Source organism: Novosphingobium sp. PASSN1, assembly GCF_002278815.1.
In genome coordinates, this window is the sequence record NZ_NKIS01000006.1 from 196840 (window position 1) to 210013 (window position 13174).

Here is a 13174-nt window from a genome sequence, read left to right on the forward strand (position 1 = left end):
CGTATTTAATTAGTCTGCATTGGACCGCGCCGCGCCCGCCGCGACTGGCGGCATGGCCCGGCTGACTGCCGATTGGCGCTGACTGCAGGATCAGTGCTTGGCTGGTATTGAAGCCACCCTCTTCCGAGGGTTACCTGTTCAGAGGACGAAGTGATCGCCCGCCGCGCGCACGGTCATTTCGGAGATCGAGACGCCCAACGGCTGGTTGATCGCGTGGATGATCGCATCGGCGATATGCTCGGGCGCGAGGCTGGCGTAGTCCATCGCATCGGGGTTGAGCCGCTCCGCCGGGAAGGTACCCGCGCCCATCTGGCCGACCATGTCCATGAAATCGGGCGTGTTGTGCGCAAGGATGCCGATGCTGGCGGCCTGATTGACGACCGAGCCGCCAAGGCCAGTGGCGGGAACCCCGGTCGGCTTGATCGTCGTCACCTTGATCTTGCCCCGGCTTTCGACGCGCAGCGATTCCGAAAGGAAGTTCACGGCGGACTTCGACGCGCCATAGACTGCCGCGCCGATCACCGGGAAATTGCCGTAGATCGAGGACAAGTTGACGATCTGCCCGTGCCCGGCGGCAATCATCGGATCGTAGGCGGCGACCATGCCATTGAGCACGCCCTTGATGTTGATATCGATGCAGCGTTCCCAGGCATCATAGGCCGCTTCGTGATCGGAAAAAAACGCCAGCGGCATGATGCCCGCGTTGTTGATCATCACATCGATGCCGCCATGCGCGGCGACGGCCGCGGCGACGAGCGCCTTGACTGCCGAGAGGCTGCGCACGTCCGTTTCCACCGCGATCGCGGCGCCGCCTGCGCTGGTGACGGCGTCTACCGTGGCCTGCGCGGCGGCAATGTCGATATCGCCGCAGGTAATCGCAGCGCCGAGCGCGGCGGCCTTGTGCGCAACGAGGCGGCCGAAGCCGCCGCCTGCGCCGGTGATGACGATGGATTTGCCCGCAACGTGGTTGGTCATGGTTGGCTTTCGTGGGGAGGCGCGGCCGCCGTGAGGGTCTGGCCGTCTGTAGTGGGGAGGGACCAGATCACCACGTTGGTGATCATCACGGCGGCAAGGATTGCCATCAGCGCGGGGCGCTGGCGTTCACCCTTGCGCCACAGGAACACCGCGCCCGCAACGAGTGCGAGCGCGGTGAGCATGGCAAGCGAAAGGGCCGCGTCAGTCACGGCACCAGCTTCAGGACTTGAACAGGCCGGAGGCGAGGCCGCCGAGATTGCCGAGCGGGTTTTCGCCGTCCTTCCCGCCACCGAGCAGGCCGCCAAGCATGTTGGCGGCATCGGGGTGCTGGCTGAGCATCGAGGCGAAATTGCCGAGCGAACCTTCGCCGCCGATATGGCCGACGATCTGCTGGAGAATGCCCGCATCGATGCCGGTGTTGGCCGCGGCGGTTTCGACCGTGTCAGTCGGCGCGGCGTGGCCTGCGGCGAGACCGGCAATAGCGGATTCGACCATGGTGGGATCGATCCCGACCTTTTCGGCAAGGTTCTTGATATCGACGTTGCTGCTGATCTGGCCGAGGATCTGATCAAAAATGCTCATGCGCCGGGCTCCTGTGGATGCGATGGCGCGAGCTTAGCCGAAGCTCGAAGGGAAGGCATCCCTTATAAAAGCCCGATATGGGCCGTGGCACGGTGCGCCGATGCGCAAACCGTGCCACGAACGCCGCGATCAGACCATCAGGAGATCAGGGTGAATGCCATTGAGCGTGAGCGCCTGCGTGTTGCCTGCCGCATCATTGAGCAGGAACGTGATGCCATCGTTCTGGCCACCGAAGATTTCGTAGTAGCTGCCCTTGGTGGGGTTGGCATTGAGGAAGTTGACCATCGCGTTGATGTCTTCCTGCCCATCGATGAAGAAGGACCCCGTGCCGCGGCGCGCCATGCCAAGCCCGCCGAAGATATCATCGAACCCGGTGATGCGCACGTTATCGCCATCAGCGAACGTGAGATCGGTGACGATGGCCCACTGCCACACTTGTGCGACGCCATGGCCGCCGGCAAAGCTGAGCGGGGCGAACCCTTCGGCCGAGCGGAACACGAACTGATCCGCGCCAGTGCCGCCGGTGAGCGAATCCTGCCCGCCGCCGCCCTTGAGCACATCATTGCCCTCGCCGCCGTAGAGGAAATCCTTGCCCCCGCTGCCGTAGATCATGTCATTCCCGGCGCCGCCGTCGATAACATCCTTACCACCGCCACCGGTAATGGTGTCATCACCTGAAGTTCCGTTGATGATCTCGCTGCTTTTTGTTCCGATTATCGTCGCCATGTCAAATCTCCAATATTATCGGCCATACCGAGAGTTCTACTCAGATACGGAATTAATACCTGATATTGCCGTTGGTTAATTCCATATTGTGCATAGCACAAAATGAATTTGCCCATCTATACGTGCTAACCGAGTCGGTAGTGACCATGAACGGATCCAGTGATCGGAACCGAAGATTCGGAGAGGGCAGATCATCGAAGAGAATTGCGCGTTTGGGGGTCAGAGCCCCGCGCTTGGCGACACAAGATGGCATAGCGCGCAAGGCACGGCCTGCCGCGCGGAAACAGGTTCAGTTCCGAAGCAATTGCGCACGCGGTGGAGGTGGCGGCGCATTGCGCCGCGCCGCTGCGTGCTGCGTAAGCCAGGCGCGGAGTGGTTCATCCCACCACACCAGCGCCGCCCACGCGGCCGCGATGAGCGGGAGCACCAGCAGCAGCGACGCCCAGTGGCCGCCTGCCCCGCCCAAACTGGCAAACTTGAGCGCGCCTGCGCAAAGCGCGATCAGGGGCAGGTGCGTGGCATATAGCGGATAGGACAGGCGGGCGAGAAAAGCGCCCGCCGGAACCACCGCCGCATTGCCGGATGCGACCGCGAGCAGCAGGACGCCGGGCATGCAGACCAGCACGACGGCCAGCTGCCAGCCCAGCGCGGGCAGGGGCAGAAACAGGAAATAGAGCAGCGCGGCCACTGCCACCATGCCCCCGCCCTGCCCCATGCGCGGCAGAAATCCGCGGCTGCGATGGATCAGCAGGCCCACGCCGAAGCCGAACCCGACACGCGCTGCGCCGCCTGCCAGCGACATGACTTCCCACCCGAGATGGAGCGTACCGAAGCGCAAGCCGAGCAGCACCAGCACCGCGGCGCTGCCCGCGACGAGCGCCGCGAGCAGCCGCGTGCTGCGCCCGGCCAGCAGCGCTGCCCACGCAAGATTGACAGCGATTTCAAAGAACAGCGACCACAGCGGCCCATTGGCCGGAAACAGTTCCCACCCGGTGGCACGCGCGTGCCACAGCTTGGGCAGGATCAGCAGATTGAGCAGATTGGCGCCGAGCACTTCGGGCAGTGGATCGGACCGGGCGGGGGCAGCGAACGCCCGCGCGACGAGATAAGCGCCGCCGACGAGCGTTCCGAGCATGGCCGCCGGGGCCATGCGGATCAGCCTGCGCCGCGCGAAACCCGCAAAGCCCATGCCGCGCACAAGGCGGGTTTCATAAGCTTCGGCAATCACGAAGCCGCTGAGCATGAAGAAGAAATCGACCGCAAGAAAGCCATTGGGCATCACCGCCGGGCCGCCGCCGCGCGTGGCGATGTGGAACACCACAACGGCCACGGCGGCCAGCCCGCGCAGCTCGTCCAGCAGCCGATAGCGATCATGGCCCACATTCGGCCCGGTGCTCATCACCCCACACTCCTTCGGCGGCGAGGAAGGCGGGCAAAGCGCAGGCGAGTCCACGGCCGGTTGCTCCATTTCCGAACTATTCTTGCGGCGGGGCCGGCTCGCCCCCCCCTCCGTCGCCATCGCTCCGGGGTGCGGCGCGGCTTTGACAGTTGGCGGCGGCGGGGGCAGTGATGGCTGCATGACCCAGAACCACCACGAAACCGCCGCCCGCGCCCCCTCCCTCACCCGGCGCGAGGCCATCGCCGGACTGGCTGCGGGAACTGCGGCGCTGGCGCTCCCGGCGCAGGCCCTTTCCGCACCACCTTCCGCCGCCGCCACGCTGCTGGATGATGCGGCATGGCGGATGCTGGCGCTGAAGCCGGAAAGCGCCACATCGCTCGGGCTCGATAGCGGGGCACATGCGGCTTTGCGCGGCGTGCTGGAGGATCGCTCGGCAGCGGGGCAAGCGGCGGTGGCGGCGCTGGTGCGCAGCGATCTGGCGCGGGTGGAAGCGGTTACCGATGCAGGTGCCGATCCCGTCACGCGGACCAGCCTCGCCGTGGTGAAAAGCGCCTATCGCACCGCGCTCGATGGCTTTGCGCTGCCTTATGGCGATGTGACCGTCGGCGGCTGGCGCAACACGCCGTATGTCGTGATCCAGAACGTGGGCGCCTATATCGACGTTCCGCGCTTCCTCGATTCAGACCATCCGGTGAATTCGGCGGCGGATGCGGAAGCTTATCTCGCGCGGCTGGCGCAGTTCCCGGCGGTGCTGGCGGGAGAGACCGCGCGGCTGAAGGCAGCGGCGGCAGGCGGACTGATCGCGCCTTCGTTCCTCCTCGACAAGGCGATCCGCCAGATGGGCGCGAGCCTTTCGGCGATGAACCAAAGCAATGGGAGCCAAAGCCATGGGGGCACCGGTGGCGGGCTGGTCGATTCGCTGGAGCGGCGCACCCGCGAGAAGGGCATCGCGGGCGACTGGGCGGCCCGCGCGCGTGAGATCGTGACCAAGCAGGTCGCGCCGACACTGGAAGCGCAGCTGGCCGAACTGATCGCACAGCGAAAGCTGGCGGTGCCCGCAGCCGGCATGCACCAGCGGCCCGGCGGCGATGCGTTCTACGCCTGGGCCCTGCGCGCGAGCACAACGACGCGGATGACGCCGGACGAGATCCACAAGCTGGGGCTCGATGCGCTGGCCGATCTGCAGGGGCGGATGGACCCGATCCTCAGGAAGCTTGGCTATACCAGTGGCACGGTGGGCGAGCGGATGACCGCGCTGGGAGCGGACCCGCGCTTCCAGTTTCCGGACAACGACGAGGGCCGCGCGCAGATCGTCGCGTTCATCCAGAAGCGGCTGACCTATATTCGCGCGCAGATGCCGCGCGCGTTTTCCAAGCTGGTGCGCGGCAATCTGGAAGTGCGCCGCCTGCCCCCGGCGGAAGAACCGGGAGCACCGGGGGCCTATGGCGGGCCGGGCTCCATTGATGGCAGCATCCCCGGCAAGATGTGGATCAACCTCGGTACCACACGGCTGCACAGCACCTACAGCCTGCCGACGCTGGTGCACCACGAAGCGATCCCCGGCCATGTGTGGCAAGGCGAATATTCGAACCAGCTCCCCACGATCCGCGCGATGTTGGCGTTCAATGCCTATTCGGAAGGCTGGGCGCTCTATTCCGAAACGCTGGGCGACGAGCTGGGCGCGTATGACGACGATCCCGTGGGCAAGCTGGGCTACTTGCAGTCCATCGCGTTCCGCGCCTGCCGTCTGGTGGTCGATACCGGGCTGCACGCGCGCGAATGGACCCGCGAGCAGGCGATCGACTGGTTCGCCAGCACCAACGGTTCGGGCCGCGACGAGGTGACCAGCGAAGTGGAGCGCTATTGCAGCTGGCCGGGCCAGGCCTGCGGCTATTTCATCGGCCGCAGCGAAATCCTGCGCCAGCGCGCGCGGGCGATGGCAGCGCTGGGCAAGGCCTATGACTTGCGCACCTTCGACAACGCGGTGGTCGAGGGCGGGAACGTGCCGCTCGATGTGCTGGGGCAGAATATCGACGCGTATATTGCGGGGAAGCAAGGCTGAGGCGCCAACCTCAGTCCGTTTTTGCCGCCTTGATCAGCGCGCGGTCGATGGCTTTGGCGGACTGATACCCGGCGCGGGTGCGGATGCGTTCGGCATAGGCGGCGAAGCTGGGCAGCGGGGGGATCGAGCCGAAGTTGAGGCCCCAATCAATCTGGCTGCCAACATAGACGTCTGCCATGGTGAAGCGCGCGCCGCAGACCCAGTCGCGGCTGGACAGCAGGCCGTCCATCACGTCGATCGTGCGCTCATACGTGCCGAAACCGGCCATACCCGATTTGCCCTCGGGCACATCCCAGCCCATCGCGCGGCTGATCACGGCCTGTTCGAGCGGCCCGGCGGCGAAGAACAACCAGCGGAAGTAATCGGCTTTCTCGTGCGGCTGTGGCAGCAGTCCGGCTTCGGGGTGCACATCGGCGAGATAGGCGCAGATTGCGGCGCATTCAGTGATGACGCGGTCCCCCTCAGGCGCATGGTGGATCAGCGTGGGCACTTTGTTCATCGGATTGGCAGCGGCCAGTTCGGGTGGGCGGCTGGCCCAATCGACCAGCACGTGCTCATACTGCGCGCCCGCTTCGTGCAAGGCCCAGCGGGCAATCTGGCCGCGCGACATGGGGACGGTGAAGAAGGTGTAGTCTGCCATGGGTTCAGGCTTCCTTGTGGCCGACGAGCGCGAAAGCTGCGCCCTGCGGATCGATCCCGTTCAACGTCCAGTCTCCGCCCGGCACAGGATGCGGGCCGCGCACCACTTGCCCGCCACAAGCGGTGACGGCGGCGGCGGCGCGGTCGATATCAGCCACGCGGATGTAGAAAGTCCAGCCGCTCGGCTCCAGCCCCGGCGGGGCCTGCATGACCGCGCCGATGTCCACGCCGTTCTGATCGATGAAACAATATTCGCCCAGATCACCCATCGCGAGTGACCGATCGAACGCAAAACCGAAATGCCGCGCATAGAACGCCTTGGCTGCGGCGAGATCCGGTGTGACCAGTTCGTTCCATGACATGTGCTGCGGCGTGGTGCGATCATAGACTGTGCTGACCGCATCGGGCGCATCGGCGGGCGGCGTCGGCTGCATCAGATAGAACGGCTGGCCTTGCGGATCGGTGACCATGGTGAAGCGGCCATGCGGGATATCCTGCGGCGGCATGATCTGGCGTCCGCCTTCGGCCACGATCTCGGCAGCTTTGGCATCGAGGTCGTCTACGTGCAGGTAGCACAGCCACGTGGGCCGCGCGCCGCCCGCGATCATCGCGTCCGAGAGCCGCAGCGCGCCGCCGGTTGCTCCGCCCGTCGCGGCATCGGCACCGCGCATGATCATGCGGTAGAAATCATCGCCTGGCTGCTCTCCCGGACCATCGATGCGCCAACCGACGACGGCATCGTAAAAGGCCTTTGCTCCATCGAGATCGGGCGTCATCAGTTCGTACCAGATGAAGCTGGTGGGCGTGTGCGGCACGGGCAGTGCTCCTTTTGCGTGCGCGGATCAGCCTTGCGCGTTGGCGAGATCGGGCAGCGCGCGCGCAATCAGCGCCGCTTCGCGCTCCGCGACCGATTGCCAGGATGGCCGCGCCTTCAGGCGTTCAAACCACGCGGCCGTGCGAGGGCGGGCGGCGGCATCGCCAAGGCACCCGACGAATTCAGCCGCCCTGAGGGCCACGCCGACACTGATATCCGCCAGCGTAAAATCCGCGCCCAGCAGCCAGCCTGCTTCCGGGGCCACCGATTCGAGATAATCGAGCGCGCGCGGCAATTCCGCCTCGCCTGCGCGGGCCATGTCCTCGTCGACCGGGCGGCCAAGGAAGCGCGGGCCGACGATCCGGCTCATCTGCACCTTGATGGCGGCCTCGGCGAGGATCGTATCGGCAAATTCATCAAGCCAGATCGCCCTGCCGCGCGCTTGCGGCGCAGCGGGAATCAGCGCAGGTTCGGGATATTGGGCATCGAGATAGAGCGCGATGGCGGTCGAATCCGGCAGGACGAAGCCATCGTCCTCCAGCACCGGGATCTTGGCAAACGGGCTGACCGCGAGAAATTCCGGGTCCGTGGTCCCCGGGCCGCCCCGCCGGGCTTCATAGGCGAGGCCTTTTTCGGCCAGCACCACCGCCACCTTGCGCACGAACGGCGAAAGCAACGCGCCATAGAGTTTCATGCCAGACCTGCTCCCGATTCCAATAGGCTCCCTCAAAGCTTATTGCAGCCTTCCGCAGGCCCGTATAGGCGAAGAGGTGATGACCGACATTCCCAACCTGCAGGCCGACACCCGCGCCACCACCGTCCTTGCCGCTCCCGATATCACGCTCAGCGTGCGGGAGACTTTCGGCATTCCGATCGACATGACCGTTCCGGCCTTTTCGGTGGCTGATGAACGCGTGCCGGATATCGATCCGAACTACGTGTTCGATCCGGATACCACGCTGGCGATCCTTGCGGGCTTTGCGCACAACCGCCGCGTGATGGTGCAGGGCTATCACGGCACCGGCAAATCGACGCACATCGAACAGGTGGCCGCGCGCCTCAAGTGGCCGTGCATCCGCATCAACCTCGATGCGCACATCAGCCGTATCGACCTCATCGGGCGCGACGCGATCGTGCTGCGCGACGGGCTTCAGGTTACCGAATTCCGCGAAGGCTTGCTGCCGTGGGCGCTGCAGACGCCGACCGCGCTGGTGTTCGACGAATATGACGCGGGCCGTCCGGACGTGATGTTCGTGATCCAGCGCGTGCTGGAAACCGAAGGCAAGCTCACGCTGCTCGACCAGAACCGCGTGATCCGCCCGAACCCGTACTTCCGGATGTTCGCCACGGCGAACACCGTCGGCTTGGGCGACACCAGCGGGCTTTATCACGGCACGCAGGCAATCAACCAGGGCCAGATGGACCGCTGGAACATCGTGGTGGCGCTGAACTACCTGCCCGCCGCGACCGAGATCGACGTGGTGACCAAGAAGGTCCCGGGGCTCGACGCCAAGACCGCCGCTGACATGGTGCGCGTGGCCGACCTCACCCGCAAGGGCTTCATCGCGGGCGACATTTCCACCGTGATGAGCCCGCGCACCGTGATCAGCTGGGCGCAGAACACCGGCATCTTCGGCGATGCGGGCTTCGCCTTCCGCCTCTCGTTCCTCAACAAGTGCGACGAGACCGAGCGGGTGCTGGTGGCCGAATACTACCAGCGCGTGTTCGGCAAGGACTTGCCCGAGAGCGTTGTCGGCAAGGTTTGAAACGAGAACAAGGGGCGCCCCGCCGGGCGCCCCTTTTTCCTGTCAGGCGGTCGGCACCACCAGATACTTCTCGCCCGTCCGCCGCGCGTTGTATTCCGCAACGGCGGCAGGTTCGAGCATGCCTTCAAGGCTGACTTCAGCCTTGTAGTGGCTGGCGAAAGTGGTGGTGAGATCGCGGGCAACGCGTGCGCGCATCCGGCCCACGGTTTCCATGCCCGCCTTGGCCATGAACGGCGTGAGCAGCCAGCCGCCGAGATCCCACGTCAGGCCGAAAGCGCGGTTGAGGATCGTCGGCCCCATATCGAGCCCGCCGTAGATATAGACTTTCTTGGGCGTGGACGAACCATAGCGGCTGAATGCTGCGCCCCGGCTGGCGGAGGATTCCATCGCAGCCAGAATCTGCCCCGCCAGCGTGCCGCCGCCGATCGGATCGAAGCCAAGCATCGCGCCGGTTTCATGGATCGCATCGGCCAGCGCAGTGTTGAAGCCGGGCTGGGTCATGTCCAGCACATGCGTCGCGCCGAGGCCCTTGAGCAGCGCGACTTGCTCGGCGCTGCGCACGATGTTGATGAGCGGAACGTTATCTTCCTGACAGATGCGCACGAGCATCTGGCCAAGGTTGGACGCGGCGGCAGCGTGGACGAGGCCGGTGAAGCCTTCCATCCGCATCGTCTCGACAAAGCCCAGCGCGGTCATCGGGTTGACGAAGCTGGAAGCGGCCTGCGCCGCGCTCACGCCGTCATCCACCGGCAGGCACATGCCGCTCTCGGCATAAGCGTAGCTGGCATAGGCGCTGCCCGGCACGCAGGCGACGCGCTTGCCCATCAAGGCCTGCGCGGCGGGGCTGTCACCGGCGGCGACGACGATCCCGGCGGCTTCGTTGCCCGCCGGCATATCCAGCCCGTGGCGCGTGGCCATGGCGCGGGTGGCGCCCTCAGGCATTTTCGCGACGACCTTGCCGGGGGTATAGACAGCATTGGCGGTATCGGCGGAAGCGAACAGCAGTCCAAGGTCCGAAGGGTTGATCGGCGTCGCCTCGATCTGGACGAGCACCTGGCTGCCGCTGGGCGCGTCCCACGTCTTGGGCACGATCTGCACGGTGAGCGTGCCGTCTGCATCGAGCCGGGTGGTGAGCTGCTTGCCGCTGAATGCCATTTTTCTCTCCGATTGTGGCCGCGCCGGGATTGGTCCCGCGCGGGTTTCAATCCGCAACTTAACGCCTCAATCCCCCGGGTAAAGCGCGCGCATGAAATAGAGGCCATCGGGGGGCGCATTGTGGCCAAGGCGGCGGCGATCGCAGGCTTCGAGCGCATCGCGCAAGTCTGCCGCGCTCCACCGCCCCTCACCCACCAGCGCAAGGCAGCCGACCATCGAGCGGACCTGATGGTGGAGGAAACTGCGCGCCTCCGCCGCCACGATCACATGATCCGCCCCATGTGGTCCTTTGGCACGCCGCACGGAAAGGTGCCGCAGCGTCTTGACCGGGCTGGCCGATTGGCAATGGGCGGACCGGAAGGTCGTGAAATCGTGATGCCCGACCAGCACTTGCGCCGCTTCGTGCATCGCATCTGCATCCAGCGGCTGGGCAATCCGCCACGCCCGCGCGGCTTCGAGCACGAGCGGCGCGCGGCGATTGGCGATGACATATTCGTAAGATCGGCCAATGCACGAGAACCGCGCGTGCCAGTCTTCCGGCACTTCCACGCAGTCCAGCACCGCCACGGCCTCGCCTGCCAAGCGCAGCCGGGCATTGACTGCCTCACCCATTCGAAACGGGGCGAGCAGCTTTGCGCTATCGAAATGCGCGCGCATCCCCCGTGCGTGAACCCCCGCATCGGTGCGCCCGGCGGCGTGGAGCGTGACCGGATGGCCAACAACACCTTGCGCCGCTTCCTCCACCGCCTGCTGCACCGAAGGCCCATGCGCCTGCCGCTGAAAGCCCATGTAGGGCGTACCATCGTATTCGAGGGTCAGCGCATACCGCGTGACGGGTGCGGGATCACCCAAGGCGCGTGCCCGCCGCAATCGCCCGTCCGCGCAGCAAGGCGTCGGTTTCCATAGCAGGTTTTCCAGCACGCTGGATCAGCGTGGGCCGCAGCGCGGCTTCGCCGCAGGCTATCGTGAGCGCGGCATCGAGCGTGGTGCCGGGGATACCCGTGGCGCCCACCACTTCGGCGGCCAGCACGCGGTAGCGCTCCCCCTCCAGCTCGAAAAACGCGCCCGGCGCTGGCGCGAAAGCGCGGATCTGCCGCTCCACCTGCACCGCGCTCTGACTGAAATCGAGGCGGCTCTCGGCCTTGTCGATCTTGTGCGCATAGGTAACGCCCGCTTCCGGCTGGATCACCGGGGGATACGCGGGAAGATCGGCCAGCACGGCCACCATCAGCGCCGCCCCCTTCTCCGCCAGTTCTGCGGTGAGTTCACCCGCCGTCTTGCCCGCAATCGGCGTTTCCACCTTGGCGAGCATCGGCCCGGTATCGAGCCCGCGCTCCATCTGCATGATCGTCACGCCGGTCGCCGCGTCCCCCGCCAGAATCGCCCGCTGCACCGGCGCCGCCCCGCGCCAGCGCGGCAGGAGCGAACCGTGAACGTTGAGGCAGCCAAGGCGCGGCGCATCGAGCACCGCCTGCGGCAGGATCAGACCATAAGCGGCCACCACCGCGACATCGGCCCCCAGCGCGGCGAACGCGGCCTGCTCCTCCGCGCCTTTCAGCGAAACCGGCGTGCGCACAGGGATGCCAAGCGCCTCTGCCGCGCGGTGGACGGCGGTGGGCTGCAACTGCTTGCCCCGCCCCGCAGCGCGCGGCGGCTGGCTATAGGCCGCCACCACTTCGTGCCCGGCGGCAACCAGTGCGGTCAGGGTCGGCACCGCGAAATCGGGGGTGCCCATGAAGACAATGCGCATAACGCTCAAAAGGGCCTTTCGTTTGCGTGAGGCGGCCCTATCTCTCCCCCCATGGCATCGCAAGAGATCGAGGCATTGGCGAGCGCATTGGCGCGGCTTCCCGGGCTTGGCCCGCGTTCCGCGCGGCGCGCCGTGCTGTGGCTGATCAAGCGGCGCGAGACGAGCCTCGTTCAGCTCGCCGATGCGCTGGAAGGCGTGCGCGCGCGGCTGATCGAATGCGCCACTTGCGGCAATGTCGATACCGCCAACCCGTGCAGCATCTGCACCGATCCGCGCCGCGATGCCCGCGCGCTGTGTGTGGTGGAGGAAGTCGCCGATCTCTGGGCGCTCGACCGCGCGCGGCTGTTCACCGGGCGCTATCACGTGCTGGGCGGGCGGCTGTCTGCATTGGATGGCGTGGCGCCGGAAGACCTTGCCATCGGCCAGTTGCTGGCACGTCTGGAAGCGGGCGGGATCGACGAAGTGGTCCTCGCGATGAACGCCACGCTGGAGGGCCAGACCACCGCGCATTACATCGCCGAGCGGATCGAGCACCTGCCCCTGCGCGTGACGCAGCTGGCCCACGGCCTGCCCGTGGGCGGCGAGCTGGATTACCTCGACGAGGGAACATTGGCGCAGGCGCTGCGGGCGCGGCGGCCTGTGGGATAAGGCAGTCGGGTAGTATCTTGCGAGTCGGGCCCGCCTTGCCTATCTGACCGGGATGGCTATCCGCGAAATCCTCGAAGTCCCCGATCCGCGCCTGAAGCAGATCTCCGCGCCCGTCACCATGTTTGATGAGGAGCTGAAAACGCTCGTCGCCGACATGTTCGAGACGATGTACGATGCGCCCGGCATCGGCCTTGCCGCCGTACAGGTCGGCGTGCCGCTGCGCGTGCTGGTGATCGATCTGCAGCCCGATGATCCGGATGCCGAGCCGGTGGCCTGCAGCCACGATGGCCATCACCATCATCACCAGCCGACGAAGCGCGAGCCGCAGGTGTTCATCAACCCCGAGATTCTCGCGCCGTCCGAAGACCTGCGCGTCTATAACGAAGGCTGCCTTTCGGTGCCCGAAATGTACGCCGAAGTGGAGCGCCCGGCGCGCATCCGCGCGCGCTGGCAGGATCTTGATGGCAACGTCCACGAGGAAGACATGGACGGCCTGATGGCGACCTGCCTGCAGCACGAAATGGACCACCTCGAAGGTATCTTGTTCATCGACCACCTCTCGCGCCTGAAGCGGCAGATGGTGCTGAAGAAGCTGGAAAAGCTGCGCCGCGCGGCGTGATGACCTCAGCGCCTCCGGCCCGGCTTGCGCCGGGACCGG

The 13174-nt window shown here is 66.0% G+C and carries 15 protein-coding genes; 4 read left to right on the forward strand and 11 right to left on the reverse strand.

Translation table 11 applies throughout. The annotated features are described in order from the left end of the window. Positions 1 to 138 precede the first annotated feature (138 nt). The 5 genes from CFE35_RS12025 to CFE35_RS12045 form a co-directional block, all read right to left on the reverse strand. Complete coding sequence (locus CFE35_RS12025; RefSeq protein ID WP_292930839.1) at positions 139 to 975, reverse strand: SDR family NAD(P)-dependent oxidoreductase; 837 nt, start codon at positions 973 to 975, stop codon at positions 139 to 141. Then, positions 972 to 1184, reverse strand: coding sequence for a hypothetical protein (locus CFE35_RS12030; protein WP_292930840.1), 213 nt, complete (start codon positions 1182 to 1184; stop codon positions 972 to 974). Before CFE35_RS12030 ends, CFE35_RS12025 begins: the two co-directional genes overlap by 4 nt. 10 nt (positions 1185 to 1194) lie before the next feature. Then, the gene (locus CFE35_RS12035; RefSeq protein ID WP_292930841.1) at positions 1195 to 1557 is read right to left on the reverse strand and encodes a hypothetical protein; all 363 of its coding nucleotides are present in this window, start codon (positions 1555 to 1557) and stop codon (positions 1195 to 1197) included. Between the two features lie 129 nt (positions 1558 to 1686). Beyond that, on the reverse strand, positions 1687 to 2283 hold the full coding sequence (locus tag CFE35_RS12040; protein ID WP_292930842.1) for a hypothetical protein: 597 nt from the start codon (positions 2281 to 2283) through the stop codon (positions 1687 to 1689). Between the two features lie 289 nt (positions 2284 to 2572). After that, positions 2573 to 3682, reverse strand: coding sequence for an acyltransferase (locus CFE35_RS12045; protein WP_292930843.1), 1110 nt, complete (start codon positions 3680 to 3682; stop codon positions 2573 to 2575). Between the two features lie 178 nt (positions 3683 to 3860). Between CFE35_RS12045 and CFE35_RS12050 the strand changes: the two genes are divergently transcribed. Then, a complete protein-coding gene (locus tag CFE35_RS12050) occupies positions 3861 to 5744 on the forward strand; it encodes a DUF885 family protein (protein ID WP_292930844.1) in 1884 nt (627 codons plus the stop codon). 10 nt (positions 5745 to 5754) lie between these two features. On the opposite strand, the gene CFE35_RS12055 is transcribed toward CFE35_RS12050, so the two are convergent. From CFE35_RS12055 to CFE35_RS12065, 3 genes are read right to left on the reverse strand one after another with little or no spacing between them, the layout of a single operon-like run. Beyond that, a complete protein-coding gene (locus CFE35_RS12055; RefSeq protein WP_292930845.1) occupies positions 5755 to 6384 on the reverse strand; it encodes a glutathione S-transferase family protein in 630 nt (209 codons plus the stop codon). A 4-nt stretch (positions 6385 to 6388) separates the two neighbouring features. Continuing rightward, the gene (locus CFE35_RS12060; RefSeq protein ID WP_292930846.1) at positions 6389 to 7198 is read right to left on the reverse strand and encodes a VOC family protein; all 810 of its coding nucleotides are present in this window, start codon (positions 7196 to 7198) and stop codon (positions 6389 to 6391) included. A 27-nt stretch (positions 7199 to 7225) separates the two neighbouring features. After that, a complete protein-coding gene (locus CFE35_RS12065; RefSeq protein WP_292930847.1) occupies positions 7226 to 7891 on the reverse strand; it encodes a glutathione S-transferase family protein in 666 nt (221 codons plus the stop codon). Positions 7892 to 7970: 79 nt separating this feature from the next. On the opposite strand from CFE35_RS12065, the gene CFE35_RS12070 reads away from it, so the two are divergent. After that, the gene (locus CFE35_RS12070) at positions 7971 to 8963 is read left to right on the forward strand and encodes an AAA family ATPase (RefSeq protein WP_292930848.1); all 993 of its coding nucleotides are present in this window, start codon (positions 7971 to 7973) and stop codon (positions 8961 to 8963) included. Positions 8964 to 9005: 42 nt separating this feature from the next. Here CFE35_RS12070 and CFE35_RS12075 read toward each other — a convergent pair whose 3' ends face one another. The 3 genes from CFE35_RS12075 to fmt form a co-directional block, all read right to left on the reverse strand. Beyond that, complete coding sequence (locus tag CFE35_RS12075; protein WP_292930849.1) at positions 9006 to 10118, reverse strand: zinc-binding dehydrogenase; 1113 nt, start codon at positions 10116 to 10118, stop codon at positions 9006 to 9008. 66 nt (positions 10119 to 10184) lie between these two features. Continuing rightward, positions 10185 to 10970, reverse strand: a complete 786-nt coding sequence (gene truA, locus CFE35_RS12080; protein ID WP_292930850.1) for a tRNA pseudouridine(38-40) synthase TruA — start codon at positions 10968 to 10970, stop codon at positions 10185 to 10187. Next, positions 10963 to 11868 (reverse strand): methionyl-tRNA formyltransferase, encoded by a 906-nt coding sequence (gene fmt / locus CFE35_RS12085; protein ID WP_292930851.1) that lies wholly within the window; start codon positions 11866 to 11868, stop codon positions 10963 to 10965. Before fmt ends, truA begins: the two co-directional genes overlap by 8 nt. A gap of 51 nt (positions 11869 to 11919) precedes the next feature. On the opposite strand from fmt, the gene recR reads away from it, so the two are divergent. Beyond that, a complete protein-coding gene (gene recR, locus CFE35_RS12090) occupies positions 11920 to 12516 on the forward strand; it encodes a recombination mediator RecR (RefSeq protein WP_292930852.1) in 597 nt (198 codons plus the stop codon). Between the two features lie 52 nt (positions 12517 to 12568). After that, positions 12569 to 13135 (forward strand): peptide deformylase, encoded by a 567-nt coding sequence (def, locus tag CFE35_RS12095; protein ID WP_292930853.1) that lies wholly within the window; start codon positions 12569 to 12571, stop codon positions 13133 to 13135. Positions 13136 to 13174 lie beyond the last annotated feature (39 nt).

Excerpts from the sequence above, each read along its gene's own strand:
- CFE35_RS12055 (WP_292930845.1), bottom strand. The coding sequence starts at position 6,384 with ATGGCAGACTACACCTTCTTCACCGTCCCCATGTCGCGCGGCCAGATT.
- CFE35_RS12040 (WP_292930842.1), bottom strand. The coding sequence starts at position 2,283 with ATGGCGACGATAATCGGAACAAAAAGCAGCGAGATCATCAACGGAACT.
- CFE35_RS12070 (WP_292930848.1), top strand. The coding sequence starts at position 7,971 with ATGACCGACATTCCCAACCTGCAGGCCGACACCCGCGCCACCACCGTC.
- CFE35_RS12075 (WP_292930849.1), bottom strand. The coding sequence starts at position 10,118 with ATGGCATTCAGCGGCAAGCAGCTCACCACCCGGCTCGATGCAGACGGC.
- CFE35_RS12035 (WP_292930841.1), bottom strand. The coding sequence starts at position 1,557 with ATGAGCATTTTTGATCAGATCCTCGGCCAGATCAGCAGCAACGTCGAT.
- fmt (WP_292930851.1), bottom strand. The coding sequence starts at position 11,868 with ATGCGCATTGTCTTCATGGGCACCCCCGATTTCGCGGTGCCGACCCTG.
- def (WP_292930853.1), top strand. The coding sequence starts at position 12,569 with ATGGCTATCCGCGAAATCCTCGAAGTCCCCGATCCGCGCCTGAAGCAG.
- CFE35_RS12050 (WP_292930844.1), top strand. The coding sequence starts at position 3,861 with ATGACCCAGAACCACCACGAAACCGCCGCCCGCGCCCCCTCCCTCACC.
- CFE35_RS12045 (WP_292930843.1), bottom strand. The coding sequence starts at position 3,682 with ATGAGCACCGGGCCGAATGTGGGCCATGATCGCTATCGGCTGCTGGAC.
- CFE35_RS12025 (WP_292930839.1), bottom strand. The coding sequence starts at position 975 with ATGACCAACCACGTTGCGGGCAAATCCATCGTCATCACCGGCGCAGGC.
- CFE35_RS12065 (WP_292930847.1), bottom strand. The coding sequence starts at position 7,891 with ATGAAACTCTATGGCGCGTTGCTTTCGCCGTTCGTGCGCAAGGTGGCG.
- recR (WP_292930852.1), top strand. The coding sequence starts at position 11,920 with ATGGCATCGCAAGAGATCGAGGCATTGGCGAGCGCATTGGCGCGGCTT.